The organism is Pseudomonas sp. TKO26, assembly GCF_003225665.1.
In the GTDB taxonomy this organism is placed as follows: Bacteria; Pseudomonadota; Gammaproteobacteria; order Pseudomonadales; family Pseudomonadaceae; genus Aquipseudomonas; species Aquipseudomonas saponiphila.
In genome coordinates this window covers 83,692-105,232 of sequence record NZ_QKLN01000011.1, presented here as the reverse complement: position 1 = coordinate 105,232, position 21,541 = coordinate 83,692, and the positions used below count along the sequence as shown (strand labels likewise).

22 protein-coding genes are annotated in these 21,541 nt (G+C 64.4%); 14 read left to right on the top strand and 8 right to left on the bottom strand.

What is annotated here, in order from left to right:
* Positions 1-6: 6 nt before the first annotated feature.
* The 3 genes from DNK59_RS17520 to DNK59_RS17510 form a co-directional block, all read right to left on the bottom strand.
* Positions 7-834, bottom strand: a complete 828-nt coding sequence (locus DNK59_RS17520) for a nitrilase-related carbon-nitrogen hydrolase (RefSeq protein WP_110724047.1) — start codon at positions 832-834, stop codon at positions 7-9.
* The gene (locus DNK59_RS17515; protein ID WP_110724046.1) at positions 831-2,276 is read right to left on the bottom strand and encodes a cytosine permease; all 1,446 of its coding nucleotides are present in this window, start codon (positions 2,274-2,276) and stop codon (positions 831-833) included. The genes DNK59_RS17520 and DNK59_RS17515 overlap by 4 nt, the downstream gene beginning before the upstream one ends.
* 282 nt (positions 2,277-2,558) lie before the next feature.
* Positions 2,559-3,599 (bottom strand): low specificity L-threonine aldolase, encoded by a 1,041-nt coding sequence (locus DNK59_RS17510; RefSeq protein ID WP_110724045.1) that lies wholly within the window; start codon positions 3,597-3,599, stop codon positions 2,559-2,561.
* 100 nt (positions 3,600-3,699) lie between these two features.
* Here DNK59_RS17510 and DNK59_RS17505 point away from each other — a divergent pair, with 100 nt between their 5' ends.
* The 8 genes from DNK59_RS17505 to fdhA all read left to right on the top strand — a co-directional run bounded on the left by DNK59_RS17505 (position 3,700) and on the right by fdhA (position 13,822).
* Positions 3,700-4,440, top strand: coding sequence for a TraX family protein (locus DNK59_RS17505; protein WP_110724044.1), 741 nt, complete (start codon positions 3,700-3,702; stop codon positions 4,438-4,440).
* A 399-nt stretch (positions 4,441-4,839) separates the two neighbouring features.
* Positions 4,840-6,093, top strand: coding sequence for a serine hydroxymethyltransferase (locus DNK59_RS17500; RefSeq protein WP_047306418.1), 1,254 nt, complete (start codon positions 4,840-4,842; stop codon positions 6,091-6,093).
* A gap of 23 nt (positions 6,094-6,116) precedes the next feature.
* The gene (locus DNK59_RS17495; RefSeq protein ID WP_016964291.1) at positions 6,117-7,367 is read left to right on the top strand and encodes a sarcosine oxidase subunit beta family protein; all 1,251 of its coding nucleotides are present in this window, start codon (positions 6,117-6,119) and stop codon (positions 7,365-7,367) included.
* A gap of 14 nt (positions 7,368-7,381) precedes the next feature.
* Complete coding sequence (locus DNK59_RS17490) at positions 7,382-7,684, top strand: sarcosine oxidase subunit delta (RefSeq protein ID WP_011063902.1); 303 nt, start codon at positions 7,382-7,384, stop codon at positions 7,682-7,684.
* Entirely contained in the window at positions 7,681-10,698 is a 3,018-nt protein-coding gene (locus DNK59_RS17485) for a sarcosine oxidase subunit alpha (protein WP_110724043.1), read from the top strand. The genes DNK59_RS17490 and DNK59_RS17485 overlap by 4 nt, the downstream gene beginning before the upstream one ends.
* Positions 10,699-10,855: 157 nt before the next feature.
* On the top strand, positions 10,856-11,488 hold the full coding sequence (locus tag DNK59_RS17480; RefSeq protein ID WP_110724042.1) for a sarcosine oxidase subunit gamma: 633 nt from the start codon (positions 10,856-10,858) through the stop codon (positions 11,486-11,488).
* A 155-nt stretch (positions 11,489-11,643) separates the two neighbouring features.
* Positions 11,644-12,501: a formyltetrahydrofolate deformylase gene (gene purU, locus DNK59_RS17475; protein WP_110724041.1), complete on the top strand. Its 858-nt coding sequence runs from the start codon at positions 11,644-11,646 to the stop codon at positions 12,499-12,501.
* A 121-nt stretch (positions 12,502-12,622) separates the two neighbouring features.
* On the top strand, positions 12,623-13,822 hold the full coding sequence (gene fdhA, locus DNK59_RS17470) for a formaldehyde dehydrogenase, glutathione-independent (RefSeq protein WP_110724040.1): 1,200 nt from the start codon (positions 12,623-12,625) through the stop codon (positions 13,820-13,822).
* Positions 13,823-14,027: 205 nt separating this feature from the next.
* Here fdhA and DNK59_RS17465 read toward each other — a convergent pair whose 3' ends face one another.
* Positions 14,028-14,300: a hypothetical protein gene (locus DNK59_RS17465; RefSeq protein ID WP_092309094.1), complete on the bottom strand. Its 273-nt coding sequence runs from the start codon at positions 14,298-14,300 to the stop codon at positions 14,028-14,030.
* A gap of 293 nt (positions 14,301-14,593) precedes the next feature.
* Between DNK59_RS17465 and DNK59_RS17455 the strand changes: the two genes are divergently transcribed.
* Together DNK59_RS17455 and DNK59_RS17450 are read left to right on the top strand one after the other, a co-directional pair.
* The gene (locus tag DNK59_RS17455; protein ID WP_016963051.1) at positions 14,594-14,884 is read left to right on the top strand and encodes a type II toxin-antitoxin system RelB/DinJ family antitoxin; all 291 of its coding nucleotides are present in this window, start codon (positions 14,594-14,596) and stop codon (positions 14,882-14,884) included.
* Positions 14,844-15,164 carry a type II toxin-antitoxin system YafQ family toxin gene (locus DNK59_RS17450; RefSeq protein WP_371920300.1) on the top strand — a complete coding sequence of 107 codons (321 nt, stop codon included), beginning with the start codon at positions 14,844-14,846 and terminating at the stop codon, positions 15,162-15,164. Before DNK59_RS17455 ends, DNK59_RS17450 begins: the two co-directional genes overlap by 41 nt.
* 62 nt (positions 15,165-15,226) lie before the next feature.
* Here DNK59_RS17450 and DNK59_RS17445 read toward each other — a convergent pair whose 3' ends face one another.
* The 3 genes from DNK59_RS17445 to DNK59_RS17435 all read right to left on the bottom strand — a co-directional run bounded on the left by DNK59_RS17445 (position 15,227) and on the right by DNK59_RS17435 (position 17,256).
* Positions 15,227-15,790 carry a hypothetical protein gene (locus tag DNK59_RS17445; protein ID WP_110724038.1) on the bottom strand — a complete coding sequence of 188 codons (564 nt, stop codon included), beginning with the start codon at positions 15,788-15,790 and terminating at the stop codon, positions 15,227-15,229.
* Between the two features lie 150 nt (positions 15,791-15,940).
* The gene (locus DNK59_RS17440; RefSeq protein WP_110724037.1) at positions 15,941-16,615 is read right to left on the bottom strand and encodes an anti-sigma factor domain-containing protein; all 675 of its coding nucleotides are present in this window, start codon (positions 16,613-16,615) and stop codon (positions 15,941-15,943) included.
* Complete coding sequence (locus DNK59_RS17435; RefSeq protein ID WP_256596447.1) at positions 16,612-17,256, bottom strand: sigma-70 family RNA polymerase sigma factor; 645 nt, start codon at positions 17,254-17,256, stop codon at positions 16,612-16,614. Before DNK59_RS17435 ends, DNK59_RS17440 begins: the two co-directional genes overlap by 4 nt.
* 185 nt (positions 17,257-17,441) lie before the next feature.
* On the opposite strand from DNK59_RS17435, the gene DNK59_RS17430 reads away from it, so the two are divergent.
* The 4 genes from DNK59_RS17430 (at position 17,442) to DNK59_RS17415 (ending at position 20,451) form a co-directional block, all read left to right on the top strand.
* Positions 17,442-18,005 carry a DUF2780 domain-containing protein gene (locus DNK59_RS17430; RefSeq protein ID WP_092309112.1) on the top strand — a complete coding sequence of 188 codons (564 nt, stop codon included), beginning with the start codon at positions 17,442-17,444 and terminating at the stop codon, positions 18,003-18,005.
* Between the two features lie 145 nt (positions 18,006-18,150).
* Positions 18,151-18,579, top strand: coding sequence for a DUF350 domain-containing protein (locus DNK59_RS17425; RefSeq protein ID WP_047306408.1), 429 nt, complete (start codon positions 18,151-18,153; stop codon positions 18,577-18,579).
* Positions 18,580-18,589: 10 nt separating this feature from the next.
* Positions 18,590-19,297 carry a DUF1190 domain-containing protein gene (locus tag DNK59_RS17420; RefSeq protein WP_110724035.1) on the top strand — a complete coding sequence of 236 codons (708 nt, stop codon included), beginning with the start codon at positions 18,590-18,592 and terminating at the stop codon, positions 19,295-19,297.
* Positions 19,294-20,451, top strand: a complete 1,158-nt coding sequence (locus DNK59_RS17415) for a glutathionylspermidine synthase family protein (protein ID WP_110724034.1) — start codon at positions 19,294-19,296, stop codon at positions 20,449-20,451. The genes DNK59_RS17420 and DNK59_RS17415 overlap by 4 nt, the downstream gene beginning before the upstream one ends.
* Here the strand turns inward: DNK59_RS17415 and DNK59_RS17410 are convergent, their stop codons facing one another.
* A complete protein-coding gene (locus DNK59_RS17410) occupies positions 20,452-21,339 on the bottom strand; it encodes an acyltransferase (protein WP_110724033.1) in 888 nt (295 codons plus the stop codon).
* Positions 21,340-21,541: the final 202 nt, after the last annotated feature.

The following is a 21,541-nucleotide window of genomic DNA, read 5'->3' as shown; positions in this document are numbered from 1 at the left end:
GTCCGGCTACTGATACAACGCCGGGCGCCGATCCAGGTGCACATGGTTATGTTCACTGATGGACTTGTGCCAGGCCTGGGCCAGGTCCAGCTCCGCCAGCAGCAACTGCTCGGTACGCTCCCGATCCTTGCCCGCCAATGGATAGCCATCGGCATCGACGATGGTCGAGCCGCCCACCCAATGCACGCCACGCTCTTCGCCACAGCGATCGCAGGCGGCGACGAACATCCGATTGACCGCCGCGTTGGCCTGTACCCGGATCATCTCCGCCGGGCGTTCGCTGGCCGGGCGCGGGCCGTCCGGCCAGTTCACCGGCGCGCACAATAGCGCCGCCCCGGCCAGGGCCGGCAGGCGCACCCATTCGGGGAATTCCAGGTCGTAGCAGATCATCATGGCGATCGGCCCGAAGCGCGTGGCCACCACCGGCGGCGGTTCGTTGCCGGGGGTGAAGATCAGGTTTTCCTGATCCCACAGGTGCGCCTTGCGGTACACCGTCAGTGTCCCTTCGGGCTCGATCAGCGCCGCGCTGTTGGCCGCCCGCTCATCGTCCAGGCGCTCGCAGAAGCCGCCGACGATCACCACCTGCAGCTCCTCGGCCAGGGTTTTCCACAGGCTGAGGGTCGGGCCGTCGAGGGTTTCCGAAAGCGCCAGGGCTTCTTTCCGATCACGGAACACGTAGCCGCTCTGCACCAGTTCCGGCAGCACCACCACCTGGGCGCCGCGGGCAGCGGCCCGGCGGATGGCCTCGACGCTGAGGGTGCGGTTGTAGTCCAGATCGCCGATCCGTGGTGCCAGTTGCTGGCAGGCCACTTTCACAGAGCCCTGAGGAATCATTGCGCGCCTCCTTCCAGTTGCTGTTCGCTGGCCTGGATAGCCAGGCGTTCGGCTTCCAGATCCAGGTTGCGGGTCAGGGCCCAGTAGACCAGCCCGGCCACCGCAAGGCCAATCACGAAGGCGATGTCGGCCCCGCCCAGGGCCTGGGACAGCGGTCCCTGGTAGAAGCTCAGGGACATGAACGGCACCATCGCCAGCAGGCCGAAGAAGTAGGCCAGCAACCCGGCGCTGGACCAGCGACCATAGATGCCCGCGGGATTGAAGATGTGGCTGATGGCGTAATGGCCTTTGCGCACCAGGTAGAAGTCCGCCAGGTTGACTGCGGTCCAGGGCACCAGGAAATACAGCATCAGCAGGACAAAGGTGTTGAAGCTGCCCAGGTAGCTCTCGGGAATGTTCATGGCGATCAGGAAGATCACCACCGCCACCAGAAGGATGCCGGTCACCCGGCTCTTGAGCGTGGGCTGGATCGACTTGAAGCCGTCGATGGCGCTGATGCCGGTGAGCATGGCGCCGTAGCAGTTGACCGCCATGATGCCCACCAGCGCTGGCACCGCAATCAGCACGGTGAAGGTGCCGAAGCCGGGAATCAGCTGGTTGCCCACTTCGCGCACGCTGGCGATGGCGTCCGGCGAGGGCAGGGCGGAAGCCAGGAAGGCGCCCAGGGACATCAGCCACAGGGCCGAGCCGGCGGCGCCCAGGTAGGTCCAGAAGATTACTTTGCGTGATGGCGTCTGGTGCGGCAGGTAGCGCGAATAGTCGGAGACGTACACCGAATAGCTGATCTGGTAACCGGCGGCGGCCGACAGTTGGATCAAGAACGCCGACCAGGAGAAATGCGCATCGGCCACCGCGGTGTCGGCTTGCAGGGTCAGCAGGGCGCTGACGGTGAGTACCGCGAACACGCTGATCATCAGGTAGGTCAGCCAGCGCTGCACCGTGTGCAGCAGGTCATGGCCGACCACCGCAATCAGCACCGCGATGGCGATCATCAAGGTGTACCAGGGCGCCCGGGCCCCGGGAATCACCGTGTTGATGGCGTCGGTGGCGAGGATCACGTTGAACACGTTGAAGCCGATGTAGACGAACACCACCGCGGTGAAGGGCACGATGGCGCCCCGCAGGCCGAACTGGGCGCGGGACTGGATCATCTGCGGCAGGCCCATGCGTGGCCCCTGGTTGGCGTGGAAGGCCATGCAGAAGGTGCCCAGGCACACGCCGATGACGATCGCCAGGATGGCGTAGGGCAGGGCCAGGCCCAGGGCCGCGCCGGTGAAGCCGGTGACCATGGTGGTGAGCACGAAGTTGCCGGTGAACCAGAACGGGCCCTGGTGCCAGACCTTGCCGTGGCGCTCATGGCGCGGCACGTAGTCGATGGAGCGGGTTTCGATCTTCAGGCCGGAAGACTGGGCCTTTTCGGTGACGCAAGACTGAGTCGTCATGGGTGGAGCCTTTGTTTTTATAGGTCGACCCGGGAGTCTCGGACAAAGGCGGCGGATGTTGAATCAGCAGGGGCAAATAATCAGTTCAGGAATCTGTGAACTGATGTCCGGTTGCTGTTGCTGTTGCTGTAGTGGCGAGGGAGCTTGCTCCCGTTGGGTGGCGCAGCCAACCCCACGCTCGCAAGCTCTTGACTCGGTAAGGCTCTGCTCCCGCTGCGCCCCGGCCGGCGCAGCGGGAGCAAGCTCCCCCGCCACAGGAAACCCTCCGGTCAGAAAGGTGGGTCAGGCGCTCATCACGGTGCGGATGTCGGCCGCCAGTTCGCGCACGCGCTCTTCTTCGGTGTCCCAGGAGCACATGAAGCGCGCGCCGCCCTTGCCGATGAAGGTGTAGAAGCGCCAGCCCTTGGCGGTCAGCGCGGCAATCGCCGGTTCCGAGAGTTGCAGGAACACGCCGTTGGCCTGCACCGGGAACATCAGCTCCACGCCAGGGATGTCGGCCACCAGCTGGGCCAGCAACTGTGCACAGTGGTTGGCGTGGCGGGCGTGCTTGAGCCAGGCGTCGTTTTCCAGCAGGCCGACCCAGGGCGCCGAGAGAAAGCGCATTTTCGAGGCCAGTTGCCCGGCCTGCTTGCAGCGGTAGTCGAAGTCTTCCGCCAGCTGGTGGTTGAAGAACAGGATCGCTTCCCCCACCGCCATGCCGTTTTTCGTGCCGCCAAAGCACAGCACGTCGACGCCGGCCTTCCAGGTCAGTTCCGCCGGGGTGCAGCCGAGGAAGGCGCAGGCGTTGGAGAAGCGCGCGCCGTCCATGTGCAGGTTCAGCCCCAGTTCCTTGCAGGTGGCGCTGATGGCGCGGACTTCTTCCGGGGTGTAGACGCTGCCCACTTCGGTGGCCTGGGTCAGGGTCACCACCCGCGGCTTGGGATAGTGGATGTCCTGGCGCTTGAGGGCGATCTCGCGGATCGATTCCGGGGTCAGCTTGCCGTTCTGGGTGCCGGCGATCAGCAGCTTGGAACCGTTGGAGAAGAACTCCGGAGCGCCGCACTCGTCGGTTTCGACGTGGGCGGTTTCCGAGCAGATCACGCTGTGGTAACTCTGGCACAGCGACGACAGGGCCAGGGAGTTGGCGGCGGTGCCGTTGAAGGCGAAGAACACTTCGCAGTCGGTTTCAAAGAGCTTGCGGAAATAATCGGCGGCGCGAGCGGTCCACTGGTCGTCGCCGTAAGCGCGCTCGTGGCCGTGGTTGGCCTGCTCCATGGCGGCCCAGGCTTCGGGGCAGATGCCGGAGTAGTTGTCGCTGGCGAATTGTTGGCTCTTGTCGGTCATGGCCGGCTCCGTGGTCGATGATGGTGCGCACTTTACCCAAGAATAATGGCCCAGCACACGCTCTGTTTACGGCGGATTAATGCATGGCCCATAAGGATTTATGCGTGATGCAATGCTGAAAACCGACAACCGCCGGCGTGATGGGGCGCTGGATGCGCTGAAGTGGCTGGCGCTGCTGAGCATGGTGCTGGATCACCTGCGGTATGTGGGCTTGAGCCTGGACTGGCTGTACGTGCCGGGGCGCCTGGCGTTTCCCTGGTTCTGTCTGGCGATGGCGGTGAATCTGACGCGGGTTGTTGATCTGTCTGGCCATCAGGTTGGGCAATGGCGCTACCTGGGCTGGCTGCTGCTGTTCAGCGGGCTCAGTGAGATTCCCTATCGCCTGTTCGTGCCTGACCCCGACACCTTGAACGTGCTGCCGACCCTGGCCCTGGGTTTGCTGGTGGCCCGCGGCTGGCAGCGGCCTCGGCGACTGGATCGGGGGCTCGGCCTGTTGGCCCTGGTCCTGGCTTTGGGGGGCAGTGAATGGCTGATGTTCGGTGCGTTTGGGGTGATGCTGCCGCTGGCCCTGCTGCTGGTGCTGCGTCGCCCCTGGTATTTCAGCCTGCTGCCTGGAGCGCTGTGCCTGGCGGCCAATCAATGGCAGACCTTGTTCCCGGCGGCGCGCCTGGGCAATTGGGTGGCGACCTGCGGTATTGCCGCTTGTCTGTTGGCGCCACTGTTTGGGGTGATGCTGCTGCGGGCGTTGCGCGGTTGCTCGGTGCCGGCGATGCGGCGTTGGGCATATGGACTGTATCCCCTGCATTTTCTTCTGCTGCTGGCCCTGCGCGCCGCCCTGTAGGAGCCGGCTTGCCGGCGAAGGCGTTCGTTGGCTTTGCGTCTGGCTTGAGGGCCTGTTCGCTGGCAAGCCAGCTCCTACGAGGGGGAGGTGGGCGCCGCTTTTGTGTGGGAGCCGGCTTGCCGGCGAAGGCGTCCGTCGGGTTTGCGTCTGGCTTGGGGGGCTGTTCGCTGGCAGGGCGGCTCCTGCGGGGAAGGGACAGGCCCGGGCCAGAGCCGTCGGCGGGTGGCGCGGTCGGGCATTTGTCCGTGGGCGCCAAGGCATGTCGTAAACGCACCTTTGCGTGGCGTCCATAGGCATTTGAGTTCCCCTTGCCGGTCATACCATCGCATCCAAAGGGCGCAGCTTTAAGGCTGGCCTCACCGAGACGAAAGGCGCAGCGCCGCCGCTGGGAGAGACGTGATGTTCAGCAAGCAAGACCAGATCCAGGGTTACGACGATGCACTGCTGGCGGCGATCAATGCCGAGGAACAACGCCAGGAAGATCACATCGAGCTGATCGCGTCGGAGAACTACACCAGCAAGCGAGTGATGCAGGCCCAAGGCAGCGGTTTGACCAACAAGTACGCCGAAGGCTACCCGGGCAAGCGCTACTACGGTGGCTGCGAGCATGTGGACAAGGTCGAGGCCCTGGCCATCGAGCGCGCCAAGCAGCTGTTCGGCGCCGATTACGCCAACGTCCAGCCACACTCCGGCTCTTCCGCCAACAGTGCGGTGTACCTGGCGCTGCTGCAGGCCGGCGACACCATTCTGGGCATGAGCCTGGCCCATGGCGGCCACCTGACTCACGGCGCCAAGGTGTCGTCCTCGGGCAAGCTGTACAACGCGGTGCAATACGGCATCGACACCACTACCGGGCTGATCGACTACGACGAAGTCGAGCGCCTGGCCGTGGAACACAAGCCGAAGATGATCGTCGCCGGCTTCTCCGCTTACTCCAAGACCCTGGACTTCCCGCGCTTCCGGCAGATCGCCGACAAGGTCGGGGCGCTGCTGTTCGTCGACATGGCCCACGTCGCCGGGCTGGTAGCCGCCGGTCTGTACCCCAACCCGCTGCCTTATGCCGACGTGGTCACCACCACCACCCACAAGACCCTGCGCGGTCCCCGTGGCGGCCTGATCCTGGCCAAGGCCAACGAAGAGATCGAGAAGAAACTCAACGCCGCGGTGTTCCCCGGCGCCCAGGGCGGTCCGCTGATGCACGTGATCGCCGCCAAGGCGGTGTGCTTCAAGGAAGCCCTGGAACCCGGGTTCAAGGCCTACCAGCAACAGGTGATCGACAACGCCCAGGCCATGGCCGGCGTATTTATCAAACGCGGCTACGATGTAGTGTCCGGCGGCACCGACAACCATCTGTTCCTGGTCAGCCTGATTCGTCAGGGCCTGACCGGCAAGGATGCCGATGCCGCTCTGGGCCGCGCCCACATCACCGTGAACAAGAACGCCGTGCCCAACGACCCGCAGTCGCCGTTTGTCACTTCTGGCCTGCGCATTGGCACCCCGGCGGTCACCACCCGCGGATTCAAGGTCACCCAGTGCACTGAACTGGCCGGTTGGATCTGCGACATCCTCGACCACCTCGGCGATGCCGATGTCGAGGCCAATGTCGCTCGCCAGGTGGCAGCCCTGTGCGCTGATTTCCCGGTTTACCGCTGAGAGCCGCAACTGGAGCAATGACTATGCAACGCTATTCGGGCTTCGGCCTCTTCAAGCACTCTCTCAGCCACCATGAAAACTGGCAGCGCATGTGGCGCACGCCGACCCCGAAAAAGGTCTATGACGTGGTCATCGTCGGCGGTGGCGGGCATGGCCTGGCCACCGCCTATTACCTGGCCAAGGAGCACGGCATCACCAACGTCGCGGTGGTGGAAAAGGGCTGGCTGGGTGGCGGCAACACCGCGCGCAACACCACCATCGTGCGCTCCAACTACCTGTGGGACGAGTCGGCGCAGCTGTATGAGCACGCGATGAAATTGTGGGAAGGCCTGTCCCAGGACCTCAACTACAACGTGATGTTCTCCCAGCGCGGGGTCTACAACCTGTGCCACACCCTGCAGGACATCCGTGATTCCGAGCGTCGGGTCAGTGCCAACCGCCTCAACGGCATCGATGGCGAGTTGCTCAACACCCAGCAGGTGGCGGACGAAATCCCCTACCTGGACTGCTCGAAGAACACCCGTTACCCGATCCTCGGCGCCACCGTGCAACGGCGCGGCGGCGTGGCCCGTCACGACGCCGTGGCCTGGGGCTTTGCCCGGGCCGCCGACGCCCTGGGCGTGGACCTGATCCAGCAGACCGAAGTGATTGGTTTCCGCAAGGAAAACGGCGTGTGCATCGGCGTCGAGACCAACAAGGGCTTTATCGGCGCCAAGCGCGTCGGCGTGGTCACCGCCGGTAACTCCGGGCACATGGCCAAGCTCGCGGGCTTCCGCCTGCCGATCGAGTCCCACCCGCTGCAAGCGCTGGTGTCGGAACCGATCAAACCCATCATCGACAGCGTGATCATGTCCAACGCGGTGCACGGCTACATCAGCCAGTCGGACAAGGGCGACCTGGTGATCGGCGCCGGTATCGACGGCTGGGTCGGCTACGGCCAGCGCGGTTCCTACCCGGTGATCGAACACACCATCCAGGCCATCGTCGAGATGTTCCCGGTGCTGTCCCGGGTGCGCATGAACCGCCAGTGGGGCGGCATCGTCGACACCAGCCCGGACGCCTGCCCGATCATTTCCAAGACCCCGGTGCCGAACATGTTCTTCAACTGCGGTTGGGGCACCGGCGGCTTCAAGGCCACCCCGGGCTCGGGCAACGTGTTTGCCGCGAGCCTGGCCAAGGGCGAGATGCATCCATTGGCCGCCCCTTTCTCCATCGACCGTTTCCACAACGGTGCGCTGATCGACGAACACGGCGCTGCTGCGGTCGCCCACTAAAAGGACAACTCCCTATGTTGCATATCTTCTGTCCTCACTGCGGCGAACTGCGCTCCGAAGAGGAATTCCATTCGTCTGGCCAGGCGCACATTCCCCGGCCGCTGGACCCCAACGCCTGCACCGACGAGGAGTGGGGCGACTACATGTTCTTTCGCGACAACCCGCGCGGGCTGCACCACGAGTTGTGGATCCACGCCGCCGGTTGCCGTCAGTACTTCAACGCCACCCGCGACACCGTGACCTACGAAATTCTTGAAACCTACAAGATTGGCACCAAGCCGCAGTTCACCGCCAAGGCTGCTGGAGAGAAGGTATGAGCCAGAGCAATCGCCTGTCCAACGGCGGACGCATCGACCGCAACAAAGTCCTCACCTTCACCTTCAACGGCCAGACCTACAAAGGCTTTGAAGGCGACACCCTGGCCTCGGCCCTGCTGGCCAACGGCGTGGACATCATCGGCCGCAGCTTCAAGTATTCGCGGCCCCGGGGCATCTTCGCCGCCGGCTGCGAAGAGCCCAACGCGGTGCTGCAGATCGGCGCCACCGAAGCCACCCAGATCCCCAACGTGCGCGCCACCCAACAGGCGCTGTACCAGGGCCTGGTGGCCACCAGCACCAACGGCTGGCCCAGCGTCAACAACGACATGATGGGGATTCTCGGCAAGGTCGGCGGCAAGCTGATGCCGCCGGGTTTCTACTACAAAACCTTCATGTACCCGCAGTCGTTCTGGATGACTTACGAGAAGTACATCCGCAAGGCCGCGGGCCTGGGTCGCTCGCCTACCGAGAACGATCCGGACACCTACGACAACATGAACCAGCACTGCGACGTGCTGATTGTCGGTGCTGGCCCGGCCGGTCTGGCCGCTGCTTTGGCGGCTGCCCGTAGCGGCGCCCGGGTGATCCTGGCCGACGAGCAGGAAGAGTTCGGCGGCAGCCTGCTGGACAGCCGCGAAAGCCTCGACGGCAAGCCGGCGGTGGAGTGGGTGGCCAGCGTGATCGCCGAGCTCAAGTCGCTGCCGGACGTGTTGCTGCTGCCACGGGCCACGGTCAACGGCTACCACGACCATAACTTCCTGACCATTCACGAGCGCCTTACCGATCACCTCGGCGACCGCGCGCCCATCGGCCAGGTGCGCCAGCGTATCCACCGGGTCCGCGCCAAGCGCGTGGTGCTGGCCACCGGTGCCCACGAGCGGCCGCTGGTCTACGGCAACAACGACGTGCCGGGAAACATGCTGGCTGGCGCGGTATCGACCTACGTGCGTCGCTACGGCGTGGCCCCGGGCAAGAAGCTGGTGCTGTCCACCAACAATGACCACGCCTACCGCGTGGCCCTGGACTGGCTCGACGCCAGCCTGCAAGTGGTGGCCATCGCCGATGCGCGGCACAACCCCCGCGGCGCCCTGGTGGAAGAAGCCCGGGCCAAGGGCATCCGCATCCTCACCTCCAGCGCGGTGATCGAAGCCCGTGGCAGCAAGCACGTGACCGGCGCGCGAGTGGCGGCCATCGACGTCAAGGCGCACAAGGTCACCAGCCCCGGCGAATGGCTCGATTGCGACCTGATCGCCAGCTCCGGCGGCTACAGCCCGGTGGTGCACCTGGCCTCGCACCTGGGTGGCAAGCCGGTGTGGCGTGAAGACATCCTCGGTTTCGTGCCCGGTGAAGCGCCGCAGAAACGCGTGTGCGTCGGTGGCATCAATGGCGTCTACAGCCTGGGCGATACCCTGGCCGATGGTTTCGAGGGCGGTGTGCGCGCCGCCAGCGAAGCCGGGTTCCAGAGCGTCGAGGGCGTGTTGCCCAAGGCCCTGACCCGTCTTGAAGAACCGACCCTGGCGCTGTTCCAGGTGCCCCATGAAAAAGGCACGGCGCGGGCGCCCAAGCAGTTCGTCGACCTGCAGAACGACGTCACCGCCGCCGCCATCGAACTGGCGACCCGCGAAGGCTTCGAGTCGGTGGAGCACGTCAAGCGCTACACCGCGCTGGGTTTCGGCACCGACCAGGGCAAGCTGGGCAACGTCAACGGCCTGGCCATTGCCGCCCGTTCGCTGAACGTCAGCATCCCGCAGATGGGCACCACCATGTTCCGCCCCAACTACACGCCGATCACCTTCGGCGCGGTGGCCGGGCGTCACTGTGGGCACATCTTCGAGCCGGTGCGCTTCACCGCGCTGCACGCCTGGCATGTGAAGAACGGCGCCGAGTTTGAAGACGTCGGCCAATGGAAGCGCCCCTGGTACTTCCCGAAAAACGGCGAAGACCTGCATGCCGCAGTCAAGCGTGAATGCCTGGCGGTGCGCGACAGCGTCGGCCTGCTTGACGCCTCGACCCTGGGCAAGATCGATATCCAGGGCCCGGATGCCCGCGAGTTCCTCAATCGCATCTACACCAACGCCTGGACCAAGCTCGACGTGGGCAAGGCCCGCTACGGCCTGATGTGCAAGGAAGACGGCATGGTCTTCGACGACGGCGTGACCGCCTGTCTGGCCGACAACCACTTCCTGATGACCACCACCACCGGCGGCGCGGCCCGCGTGCTGCAGTGGCTGGAAATCTACCAGCAGACTGAATGGCCAGACCTCAAGGTGTACTTCACCTCGGTCACCGACCACTGGGCCACCATGACCCTGTCGGGCCCCAACAGCCGCAAGCTGCTGAGCGAAGTCACCGACATCGACCTGGACAAGGACGGCTTCCCGTTCATGACCTGGAAGGAAGGCCTGGTGGGCGGCGTGCCGGCGCGGGTGTTCCGCATCTCCTTCACCGGCGAGCTGTCCTACGAGGTCAACGTCCAGGCCGACTACGCCATGGGCGTGCTGGAGCAGATCGTCGAGGCCGGCAAGAAGTACAACCTGACCCCGTATGGCACCGAAACCATGCACGTACTGCGGGCCGAGAAGGGCTTCATCATCGTCGGCCAGGACACCGACGGCTCGATGACCCCGGACGACCTGAACATGGGCTGGTGCGTGGGCCGCACCAAACCGTTCTCGTGGATCGGCTGGCGCGGGATGAACCGCGAGGACTGCGTGCGCGAGCAGCGCAAGCAACTGGTGGGCCTCAAGCCGATCGACCCGACCCAGTGGCTGCCGGAAGGCGCGCAACTGGTGTTCAACCCCAAGCAGGCGATTCCGATGAGCATGGTCGGTCACGTGACCTCCAGCTACGCCCACAACTCCCTGGGTTATTCCTTTGCCCTGGGCGTGGTCAAGGGCGGCCTCCAGCGCCTGGGCGAGCGGGTCTTCGCGCCCCTGGCCGACGGCCGGGTGATCGAGGCGGAAATCGTTTCCTCGGTGTTCTTCGACCCCAAGGGCGATCGCCAGAACGTATGACATGAACCCGAGGCGCAGCCTGTAGCCGTTGCCGCAGGCTGCGCCAAGGTCCGCCGGACCTTCCCGGGAAGCAAAAGCTTGCGCCCGGTTCCCACGCGACCGCAGCCCCTGGCGGCGGCAACCGGAACCGGACCACAGAATAAAGGACAGGTGCTCCATGACCGCAGTCAACGTTTACCAACAGCGCCCCACCACCGGGGCCAAGGCCGAGTCGTCGTTGCATCACGCCGACCTGCCGAGCCTGGTGGGCAAGGGCCGCAAGAACGCCGGGGTGATCCTGCGCGAGAAAAAACTCCTCGGCCACCTGACGATCCGTGGCGACGGCCACGACCCGGCTTTCGCCGCCGGCGTGCACAAGGCCCTGGGCATCGAATTGCCCGGCGCCCTGAGCGTGGTGGTCAAGGGTGACAGCAGCCTGCAATGGCTGGGCCCGGATGAGTGGTTGCTGATCGTACCCAGCGGCGAAGAATTCGCCGCCGAGCAGAACCTGCGCGCCGCCCTGGGCGACCTGCACATCCAGATCGTCAACGTCAGCGGCGGCCAGCAGATCCTCGAACTCTCCGGCCCCAACGTGCGCCAGGTGCTGATGAAGTCCACCAGCTACGACGTGCACCCCAACAACTTCCCGGTGGGCAAGGCGGTGGGCACGGTGTTCGCCAAGTCGCAACTGGTGATCCGCCGCACCGGCGAAGACACCTGGGAACTGCTGGTGCGCCGCAGCTTCTCCGATTACTGGTGGATGTGGCTGCAGGATGCCGCCGCTGAATATGGCCTCAGCGTGCAGGCCTGAACCCGGCTTGGCCCGGTAGGAGCGAGCTTGCTCGCGAACTCGCGAAGAATGGATTCCCGGAAGACCACAGCGCCGTTGGATTTTTCGCGAGCAAGCTCGCTCCTACAGAGAATCGACCGCGCTGCGGTTGCCCCAACGAACAGGAGTTACTCCCCATGAGCCGCGCCCCCGATACCTGGATTCTCACCGCCGATTGCCCCAGCGTGCTCGGCACGGTGGACGCGGTGACCCGCTTTCTGTTCGAGCAGGGCTGCTACGTCACCGAGCATCATTCCTTCGATGACCGGCTTTCCGGCCGCTTCTTCATTCGCGTGGAGTTTCGCCAGCCCGATGGCCTGGACGAGCAAGGCTTCCGCCAGGGCCTGGCCGAGCGGGCCAAGGCGTTCGAGATGAACTTCGAGCTGACCGCGCCCAACTACCGGCCGAAGGTGGTGATCATGGTCTCCAAGGCCGATCACTGCCTCAACGACCTGCTCTATCGCCAGCGCATCGGCCAGTTGCCCATGGATGTGGTGGCGGTGGTGTCCAACCACCCGGACCTCAAGCCCCTGGCCGACTGGCACCAGATTCCCTACCACCACTTCCCCCTCGACCCCAACGACAAGCCGTCCCAGGAGCGCCAGGTGTGGCAGGTGATCGAGGACTCGGGCGCCGAGCTGGTGATCCTTGCCCGCTACATGCAAGTGCTGTCGCCGGAGCTGTGCCGCAAGCTCGACGGCAAGGCCATCAACATCCACCACTCGCTGTTGCCGGGTTTCAAGGGCGCCAAGCCCTATCACCAGGCCTACAACAAAGGCGTGAAACTGGTGGGCGCCACCGCGCACTACATCAACAACGACCTGGACGAAGGCCCGATCATCGCCCAGGGCGTGGAGGTGGTGGACCACAGCTACTACCCCGAGGACCTGATCGCCAAGGGCCGCGACATCGAAGGCCTGACCCTGGCCCGGGCGGTGGGCTACCACATCGAACGCAGAGTCTTCCTTAACGGCAACCGAACGGTCGTTCTTTAGCGACAAGCTGCAAGCTTCAAGCCGCAAGAGCAATGCGGCGCACACACTTCTTGCGGCTTGTAGCTTGCCGCTTGAAGCTGGTTTTTCTCTCGTCACAACAACAACTAAAGAGGTGAGTGACATGTCTGGTAATCGTGGTGTCGTGTATCTGGGCAGCGGCAAGGTCGAGGTACAGAAAATCGACTATCCAAAAATGCAGGACCCGCGCGGCAGGAAGATCGAGCACGGCGTCATCCTGCGCGTAGTCTCCACCAACATCTGCGGTTCGGACCAACACATGGTCCGTGGCCGTACCACCGCCCAGGTCGGTCTGGTGCTGGGCCATGAAATCACCGGTGAAGTGATCGAGAAGGGCAGCGACGTCGAGAACCTGAAGATCGGTGATCTGGTGTCGGTGCCGTTCAACGTGGCTTGCGGGCGCTGCCGTTCCTGCAAGGAACAACACACCGGTGTCTGCCTGACCGTCAACCCGGCCCGCGCCGGCGGCGCCTACGGCTACGTCGACATGGGCGACTGGACCGGCGGCCAGGCCGAGTACGTGCTGGTGCCTTATGCCGACTTCAACCTGCTGAAACTGCCGAACCGCGACAAGGCCATGGAGAAAATCCGCGACCTGACCTGCCTCTCCGATATCCTGCCCACCGGCTACCACGGCGCGGTGACTGCGGGCGTTGGCCCGGGCAGCACTGTGTATGTGGCCGGTGCCGGCCCGGTCGGTCTGGCGGCTGCCGCTTCGGCGCGCCTGCTGGGGGCGGCGGTGGTGATCGTCGGTGACGTCAACCCGGTGCGTTTGGCCCACGCCAAGGCCCAGGGTTTTGAAATTGCCGACCTGTCCAAGGACACCCCGCTGCACGAACAGATCGCCGCGCTGCTGGGCGAGCCGGAAGTGGATTGCGCGGTGGACGCCGTGGGCTTTGAAGCCCGTGGTCACGGCCATGCCGGTGCCCAGCACGAAGCCCCGGCCACCGTGCTCAACTCGCTGATGGGCGTGGTGCGGGTGGCGGGCAAGATCGGTATTCCCGGCCTGTACGTCACCGAAGACCCGGGCGCCGTGGACGCCGCGGCGAAGATGGGCAGCCTGAGCATCCGCTTCGGCTTGGGCTGGGCCAAGTCCCACAGCTTCCACACCGGCCAGACCCCGGTGATGAAGTACAACCGCCAACTGATGCAAGCCATCATGTGGGACCGCATCAACATTGCCGACGTGGTGGGGGTTGAAGTCATCAGCCTCGACGACGCTCCGCGTGGCTATGGCGAGTTCGATGCCGGCGTGCCGAAGAAATTCGTCATCGACCCGCACAAGCTGTTCAGCGCTGCCTGAGGACCGTCAGTAACAAAAAACGCCGCCTTCTCTGGCCGAGAACGCGGCGTTTTTTCTTCTGTAGCGAGGGAGCTTGCTCCCGATGGGGTGCGCAGCGCCCCCACCAACGTCTACGCGGTGAGCCTGATGAATCGCGCCGGCAGGTTTTACGACCGCTGCGCGGCCGAGCGGGAGCAAGCTCCCTCGCCACAGCAGCCGCTTTCAATCAGGCGATCAGCGTGGCGCGCAGGCGCCTTCCCAGCACATCCATCAGGTCGCAGCCATCGCGCAGGGGAATGGCGCAGAGCTGGGCCAGCTCCTGGGCCAGTACCGGGTCCTTGCCCAGGGCATCGCTCAGGGCCAGTTGCTCCAGCACCTGGGTCACGGCGCGGATACGGAAGGCGGCGGCTTCATGGAGCACATCCAGCGGCGCCTGAGTATCGATCAGTAGGGAGGGGATATTGCAGTCTTGCCCGGTGATGGGCATGTAGCGGTCCATAAGTAAATCTCCGTAATGAGTAAGAGATGCTTCTGACCGTAGTTCGTCGGGTCGCCAAACCCGGTCGCTATTTGAGCGACCGGCGGACTATAAGCCGCTGGTGCGTGAGGCAGCAAGGCGCTGGGGGGGGGGATGTCTTGCAGAAGGTTTCGTCCGCTATGGCGTCGCTGAACGTGCACGAGGTCCTGTTCACGAGTCGGGTCCACTGAAATCGGTTGACCGAAAAAAGCAAAACTTCCAGAATGCATTTCGTAGCCACAACGTAGCTACAAATAACCAATAGAGGTGATACCTTGGCTGCATTACTGAAAACCACTGACGTGCGTTGCCGCATAGACGAGGACTTGAAGGTGAGTGCTACTGCTGTGCTGGAAGCCTGTGGGCTGAGCCTCAGTGAGGCCATGCGCCTGTTCCTGCGTCAGGTTGTGGCCGTGCAGGGGCTGCCTTTCGAAGTGCGTGTCCCATCGGAGAAAACCGCTCGTGCCATGGCGCAGGCGCGGGAGATTCGCCGCCAGTACGATTCGATCGACGAGATGTTGAGGGATGCTGATGGCGAGGCCGGAGAGGAACCCAAAGCGCGCTGACCTGCCCAGGCAATGTGCACAAACGCCGGAGTTTAAAAAGTCCTGGGAGCGCTATCAGCGCGCAGGGCGTCGCGACATGCACGAAGTGCGCAAGGTCATGGTGCTGCTGTTCCTGGGGGAGCCGCTACCGGCGCAGTACCTCGATCATGCGCTGAAGGGGGAGTGGGACGGTTTCAGGGAGTGTCATATCGGTGGCGATTTTCTGCTGATTTATGACGTGGCCCGAGCCGGTCTTGTGACCTTTGTCGACCTGGGCAGCCATGCCGAATTGTTCAGATAGCCTCATGCAGATTCACAAACCCGCCTATTGGCGGGTTTGTGTTGCCCGCCAATCAAGCCTGATCAATAGCCTCTGCCCGGGTAGTCGAACCAGTGTTCGCCACTCAGGATTTCCTTTATGTCGGTCTCGGCCAGGATGCCTGGTACATCCCGCTGGAAGCGTGAGCGCCACTGGGGCAGCCACCAGTAGTTCAGCGCCGTGCCTCTTGGTATCAGCACCAGGGTCAGGACGGGGCGGTCCATGGCCCCGCGCTGATACAGCTGGTGGCTGCGGTCCATGAGGTCCAGGTAGTAGTCGAGGGGCAGGGACAGCATCAGGGCCGTGGTATGCACCTTTTCCGTCTGGGTTCGCTGTGGGTCCTGCAGCAGGTTCAGGGCTTCGCAGTAGTAACGCTCGGGTTGGCGGGCGAACGGCTGGGCCTCGGCAACGCCAAGAATGCCCAAGGCACTGCCGTCGTCGCGCCAGTCGGCTCCCTGACGATCGCTGAAGTGCTGGCGGATGAAACCGGTCAGGGGCCCCGGGGCCGTGTTGGCGCATTGGCTGCTATCAACCGGGGTGCCGATTCGCCAGAGCAAGACGGCGATGGCCAGAGCCAGCAGGAGACCGCTGTAGAGCGCAGCTTTCATAAGAGTCCGTTCGATGGATGGCACCAGGCAAGGCGGGGGCTTGCAGGGCAGGCAAGGGCCTGCCTGCAAGGATGCGGCGGCGGGCCTGGGCGCGGAGTTTATCCTGACGACGTTCGCGGGCAAGCCCGTTCCTGCGGCAGCAGGTGCCTGTTACAGCGCCGCCAATTGCCCCTGGTACAACACCGGCCCGGTGGGTTGCCCAGTCGGCGAGCCGCCGTGGGGCTCAAGGCTCACCGCCAGGGCGATCGGGGTGCCCAGCAGTTCACGCTGGGCCGGGCTCAGGTTGATCTTGCCCTTGCCCCCCACGGGCACCACGCCGAGGGAAATCGGCTGGCCATCGGCAGGGATCGCCCAGAGTTCCAGGCTGCGGTCCAGGCCGATGGCGGCCAGGGCCAGGGGCTCGACTTGCAGGTACTGGGCGTGGGCCTTGATCCGCAGGGCCGGTTGCTGGTCGGCGCTGAGCAGGGTGGCGCTGTAGCGCACCTGGTCGCTCTGCTGGATAAAGCCGATGTACAGGGTCGCCAGCACCGCGCAGGCGGCGAGCGCCAGACGCCAGCGCATCCACAGCGGACTCTTCTGCGGTACGTGCAGGACTTGCGGTTCTATGCGTGCCTGGATACTCGCCCAGACCCGTTCCGGCACCGCCGCTTCAGGCAGGGCTTCGGTCAGGCAGGCGAGGCTTTCCTGCCACTGCGCCAGTTCTTCGCGCAGCGCCGGGTCGTCCAGCAAGAGCATTTCGAAGCGTCGGCGGGCGGCGCCCTGCATCAGGCCGATGGCGTAGTCGGCGGCCAGGGCGCGCCGGCGTTCAGGGGGTCGATAGTTCATGATTCAAGGCACCGGCGCAGGCGTTCCATGCCCCGACGAATCCAGGATTTGACCGAGCCCAGGGGCGCAGCCAGGTGTTCGGCCAGTTCCGAGCAGGACAGGCCCTGGAAGTAGGCCACGGTGATGGATTGGCGCTGCATGCCTTCGAGGCTTTCCAGGCAGCGGTTCAGGGCCCGGGCGGCGCGGGCGCTGTCCAGCTGGTCGTGGGCCGAGGGCGTTTCATCTTCCAGCTGTTGTTCTTCGAGTTCGCCCAGGGGCCGTTCGCGGTGTTTGCGCAACTGGTCGATGGCCTGGTTGCGGGTGATGTTGACCATCCAGGTCAGGGGCGCGGACAGGTGCGGCTGGTAGCGCACGGCGTTGTTCCAGATGCGCACGAAGCTTTCTTGCAGCACCTCTTCGGCCAGATCGCGACGGCCCATGAAGCGCAGGGCGACGCCATGCAGACGCGGGGCAACCATGTGATAGAGGGTTTCGAAGGCTCGGCGGTCGCCCAGTGAACACTGGGCCAGCAGGTGCCGCAGCTGATCGGTGTCGAGGCTCGAAATGGCGATTCTCCTGACAGGAACGGGGACAAGGGCCAGCGACAGGCGCCGACTGACGCAGCCAGAGATTAGTCCAGGGTGGGTGGTTGTTCCATTCACGTCCTGTTGCCTCATGCCGGGGCCCGGGGGTGGCGCTTGTGGACGATATACGCAGCAGCGGCGGAGCTGGATGCAGGCGCCGGACGGCAGGGCGGGCGTCGGAACATTCGCTGTCGGTTTCAGTCAAATCTGTGCTTTCTCGCCGCCCGAGTCCGGACGGTTTCCCGCCCCATGAGGTTGTTTCGATGAATATTCCACGCGGTTTTGCCCTGGCTACCCTGATGACCCTGGCAGCCGGCTCGGCGTTGGCCGGCGGTTTCAGCTTGAGCGACGCGGCCAACGCCATTGCCGGCATGCAGGGCGGCGACAAGGCCGCTGCCGCCGCGCCGACTTCCCAGACCGCCGGCCTGCTGGGCACCCTGGCGCAACTCAATGTCACCCCTGAGCAGGCCATCGGCGGTACTGGCGCCATGCTCGGCCTGGCGAAGAATCAACTCAGCGGTTCCGACTATTCGCAACTGAGCCAGAGCGTACCGGGCCTGGACCAGCTCTCGGGCGGCAACGCCCTGGGCAGCCTGGGCGCCTTGAGCGGCCTGCTCGGCCAGTCTTCCGGCAAGAGTGCCGGCCTGGGCAGCGCCCTGGGCAACGTCAAGGACACCAATGACCTGAACAACGCCTTTGGCGCCCTGGGTATGGACAGCGGCATGATCGGCCAGTTTGCCCCGCTGATCCTGCAGTACCTGGGGCAGCAGGGTGTTGGTGGTTCCCTGCTGCAAAGCCTGGGCGGCATCTGGGGCGTGAACCAATAACGCTTCCCGGCCCCGGCGCGATCGGCGTCGGGGCTATCGCTCTCGGAGCTTCCCGCAAGCCCTGAAACTTTACCTTTGCGCAGTTTTCGCCCAATCCGGCCTGTGCTATATCTCGCGCCCCGTTTTCCAAGGAAGTTTGAACGCGATGTTCATGGATGCACTGAAGATGTCTTTGCCCGCCGACGCGGTGCTCGGTTTCATGCTCTACATGCTGGGCGCCGCCCTGGTGTTTGCCCTCTACGCGTTCATCTACACGCGCCTGACCCCCTATAACGAATTCGCCCTGATCCGCCAGGGCAACAGTGCCGCCTCCATCGCCCTGTCCGGCGCCTTGCTGGGCTTTGCCATTCCGGTGGCCAGCGCGATTTCCCATTCCATTTCGATCATCGATTTCCTGCTCTGGGCCGGTATCGCCGCGGTGGTGCAATTGCTCACGTTCCTGGTGGTCAGCCTGACCCTCAAGGGCCTGTCCCAGCGCATCGCCAACCAGGAAATTGCCGCGGCGATCCTGGTGGCTTCGGTCTCTGTCGGTGTCGGCCTGCTGAATGCGGCCTGCATGACCCCATCGGTCTGAGGGCGTCGGCATGAAACGCAGTAAAAGCGTGCGCCTGGTGCTGCTGGGCAGTGTGCCGTTTGCCCTGGCCGCCTGTGACGGTCAGCCCCAGGCAACCCGCGAAGTGCGCCAGACCCAGCATTTCAGCAGCGTCCGCGATTGCGTGCTGGCGCAGGTTCCGTCCGCGATCTGCCAGGGCGCTTTCGATGATGCCCGCGAGCGTGGAGAGCTGATAGCGCCGCGTTATCTCGACCTGCAACGCTGTGAAGACGACTTCTTCGCGGGCAACTGCATGGTTTCCAGTGACAACCGCGCCTACGTGCCGATTGCCAAGGGCGTCGCCCTGACCACCCAGCGCACGGTGCCGGTCCAGCCCGAGGACGAGCCACCCGAGCAGGCCAGCTCCAGCAGTTCCAGCAGCTCTGGTGGTGGTGGTGGTGGCACCCGTTCGGGGTCCAGCTTCTGGCGCTGGATCGGCCTGGACTCCACGCCCGAGCCGCGCTATTTCAGTGAGGCGCTGTACAAGGAGCGTGACGGTCGCGGCGGCTCGCAACTGAGCACCCTCAGCCAGCAGGTGGAGAACGGCAGGACCTTTTTTCACGCCAACGGTGGGCGTTTCGGCATGTCCCTGCCGGAACATTTCACCAGCAGCGGTAATCCCCTGGCCGGGGCTCATGAGGTGGTCAGCCGTGGCGGTTTCGGCTCCTCCAGTCGCAGCAGCTGGAGCTTCGGTTCTTGAAGCGCATCCCCAGCACCCCGCGGGTGGATTGGCAGGCCACGGCGGAGCAGTTGGGCTTTGCCTTCCACACTTTCGACGGCGAGCCGTACTGGGACGAGTCGGCCTACTACCGCTTCAGCCTGCGGCAGATCGAGGACGACCTGGAAGACCCGACCCAGGAACTGCACGAGCTGTGCATGGCCCTGGTGGACGAAGTGGTGGACAGCGAAGAGCTGCTGCAGCGCCTGGCGATCCCTGCGGCCTTTCACGAGTTGATCCGCCAATCGTGGAAGCAGGGCGATCCCCATCTCTACGGGCGCATGGACCTGTGCTACGACGGCACGGGCCCGGCCAAGTTGCTGGAAACCAACTACGACACGCCGACCTCGCTGTACGAGGCGAGCTTCTTCCAGTACGTCTGGCTCGAACAGCAGATGCAGCGCGGACAACTGCCGGCTGGCTGCGATCAGTTCAACAGCATCGAGGACAAGCTGCTGCAGGCCTTCGTCCAGGGCGGCTTCAAGTCGCCGATGCACTTTGCCTCGGTGCGCGATTCGCTGGAGGATCGTGGCACGGTCGAATACCTGCGCGATATCGCCCGTCAGGCTGGCCTGGGCACGCGCCTGATTGCCATCGAGGACATCGGCCTGAATGCCGGCGGGCGTTTTGTCGACCTGCTGGAGATGCCCATCGACAGCCTGTTCAAGCTCTACCCCTGGGAACAGCTGTTCAACGAAGCCTTTGGTCCGGCCATTGCCGGCAGCGGCACGCAGTTTGTCGAGCCGCCGTGGAAGGCGATCCTCTCCAACAAGGGCGCTCTGGCCCTGCTCTGGGAACGGCATGCGGGGCACCCGAACCTGCTGCCGGCGTTTATCGACGACGATCCCTCCGCCAGCCTGGGCCCGGGTTGGGTGCGCAAGCCGTTCTTTTCCCGAGAGGGCGCCAATGTGGAGATCTGCACCGAGGGCGGCGAGCGCTTGATCGAGGCCGGGCCCTACGGCGGTGGGCCGTGCATTCGCCAGCAGTTTCACCCGCTGCCGGTGTTTGCCGGCAATCACACGGTGATTGGCAGTTGGGTGATCGGCGATCAGCCGGCGGGGATTGGCATTCGCGAGGACAACTCGCCGATCACCAAGGACAGCAGTCGCTTCCTGCCCCACGTGATCAGCGATTGATCAGCGGCGTTCGCCCAGCAATTCGCTGATGCGCTGGTCCTTGTCGGTCCACAGCTGGTTGACCCAGTCCTGCACCTGCTGGCGGAACACCGGGTCGTTTTCGTAATCGCCGTGCCACAGCGCCGGGTCCAGTTCGCGGGTGCGAATGTCGATGATCACCTTGGGCACGCTGCCGCTGATCAGGTCCCAGAAGCCGGGAATGCGTTCTTGGGGATAGACCACGGTCACGTCCAGCATCGCGTCCAACTGTTCACCCAGGGCCGCGAGGACGAAGGCCACGCCGCCGGCCTTGGGCTTGAGCAGGTGCTGGAAGGGCGAGTCTTGTTGCTGGCGCTTGGCCGGGGTGAAGCGGGTGCCTTCCAGGTAGTTGACCACCGTCACCGGCTGGCGCTTGAACAGCTCGCAGGCGGCTTTGGTGATTTCCAGGTCCTTGCCTTGCAGTTCCGGGTGCTTGGCCAGGAACGCCTTGCTGTAGCGCTTCATGAAGGGGTAGTCCAGGGCCCACCAGGCCAGACCGAGGAACGGCACCCAGATCAGTTCCTTCTTGAGGAAGAACTTGAAGAACGGCGTGCGCCGGTTGAGGGTCTGGATCAGGGCCGGGATGTCGACCCAGGACTGATGGTTGCTCACCACCAGGTAGGAGGTGTCGACCCGCAGGCCATCGCCACCGCGAATGTCCCAGCGGGTGGGGATGCAGCAGGCAAAGATCAGCTTGTCGATCTCGGCCCAGGTTTCGGCGATCCACATCACCGCCCCCGAGGCGTAGTCGCGCAGGCGCCCCGGCAGGACCAGCTTGAGCAGGGCAAACACCATCAGCGGGCCGAACAGCACCAGGGTGTTGAGCAGCAGGAGCAGGGTGACGAAACAGCCGGTGAGCAGGCGGCGCATAAGGCACTCTTGGCAATCTTTTGAGCGCGCCATGATAAGCAGCTTCGGCGGGTACGCCAAATGGCAAGCGGCAAGTAGCAAGCTGCAAGCTGCAAGCGGCGAGCTCCAAGCTTGAGGCTTGAGGCTTGCAGCTGCCTTCATCCGAACCATTTGGTTGGCCACGGTCTAAAATCCCGCTGCCCCTCTCTCAAGGAATCCACTG

Coding starts and splice junctions, on each gene's coding strand:
- DNK59_RS17420 (WP_110724035.1), top strand. CDS start 18,590: ATGAAACGCAGTAAAAGCGTGCGCCTGGTGCTGCTGGGCAGTGTGCCG.
- DNK59_RS17505 (WP_110724044.1), top strand. CDS start 3,700: ATGCGTGATGCAATGCTGAAAACCGACAACCGCCGGCGTGATGGGGCG.
- DNK59_RS17465 (WP_092309094.1), bottom strand. CDS start 14,300: ATGGACCGCTACATGCCCATCACCGGGCAAGACTGCAATATCCCCTCC.
- DNK59_RS17410 (WP_110724033.1), bottom strand. CDS start 21,339: ATGCGCCGCCTGCTCACCGGCTGTTTCGTCACCCTGCTCCTGCTGCTC.
- DNK59_RS17510 (WP_110724045.1), bottom strand. CDS start 3,599: ATGACCGACAAGAGCCAACAATTCGCCAGCGACAACTACTCCGGCATC.
- DNK59_RS17490 (WP_011063902.1), top strand. CDS start 7,382: ATGTTGCATATCTTCTGTCCTCACTGCGGCGAACTGCGCTCCGAAGAG.
- DNK59_RS17445 (WP_110724038.1), bottom strand. CDS start 15,790: ATGAAAGCTGCGCTCTACAGCGGTCTCCTGCTGGCTCTGGCCATCGCC.
- purU (WP_110724041.1), top strand. CDS start 11,644: ATGAGCCGCGCCCCCGATACCTGGATTCTCACCGCCGATTGCCCCAGC.
- fdhA (WP_110724040.1), top strand. CDS start 12,623: ATGTCTGGTAATCGTGGTGTCGTGTATCTGGGCAGCGGCAAGGTCGAG.
- DNK59_RS17500 (WP_047306418.1), top strand. CDS start 4,840: ATGTTCAGCAAGCAAGACCAGATCCAGGGTTACGACGATGCACTGCTG.
- DNK59_RS17520 (WP_110724047.1), bottom strand. CDS start 834: ATGATTCCTCAGGGCTCTGTGAAAGTGGCCTGCCAGCAACTGGCACCA.
- DNK59_RS17515 (WP_110724046.1), bottom strand. CDS start 2,276: ATGACGACTCAGTCTTGCGTCACCGAAAAGGCCCAGTCTTCCGGCCTG.
- DNK59_RS17430 (WP_092309112.1), top strand. CDS start 17,442: ATGAATATTCCACGCGGTTTTGCCCTGGCTACCCTGATGACCCTGGCA.
- DNK59_RS17495 (WP_016964291.1), top strand. CDS start 6,117: ATGCAACGCTATTCGGGCTTCGGCCTCTTCAAGCACTCTCTCAGCCAC.
- DNK59_RS17480 (WP_110724042.1), top strand. CDS start 10,856: ATGACCGCAGTCAACGTTTACCAACAGCGCCCCACCACCGGGGCCAAG.
- DNK59_RS17440 (WP_110724037.1), bottom strand. CDS start 16,615: ATGAACTATCGACCCCCTGAACGCCGGCGCGCCCTGGCCGCCGACTAC.
- DNK59_RS17450 (WP_371920300.1), top strand. CDS start 14,844: ATGCTGATGGCGAGGCCGGAGAGGAACCCAAAGCGCGCTGACCTGCCC.
- DNK59_RS17425 (WP_047306408.1), top strand. CDS start 18,151: ATGTTCATGGATGCACTGAAGATGTCTTTGCCCGCCGACGCGGTGCTC.
- DNK59_RS17485 (WP_110724043.1), top strand. CDS start 7,681: ATGAGCCAGAGCAATCGCCTGTCCAACGGCGGACGCATCGACCGCAAC.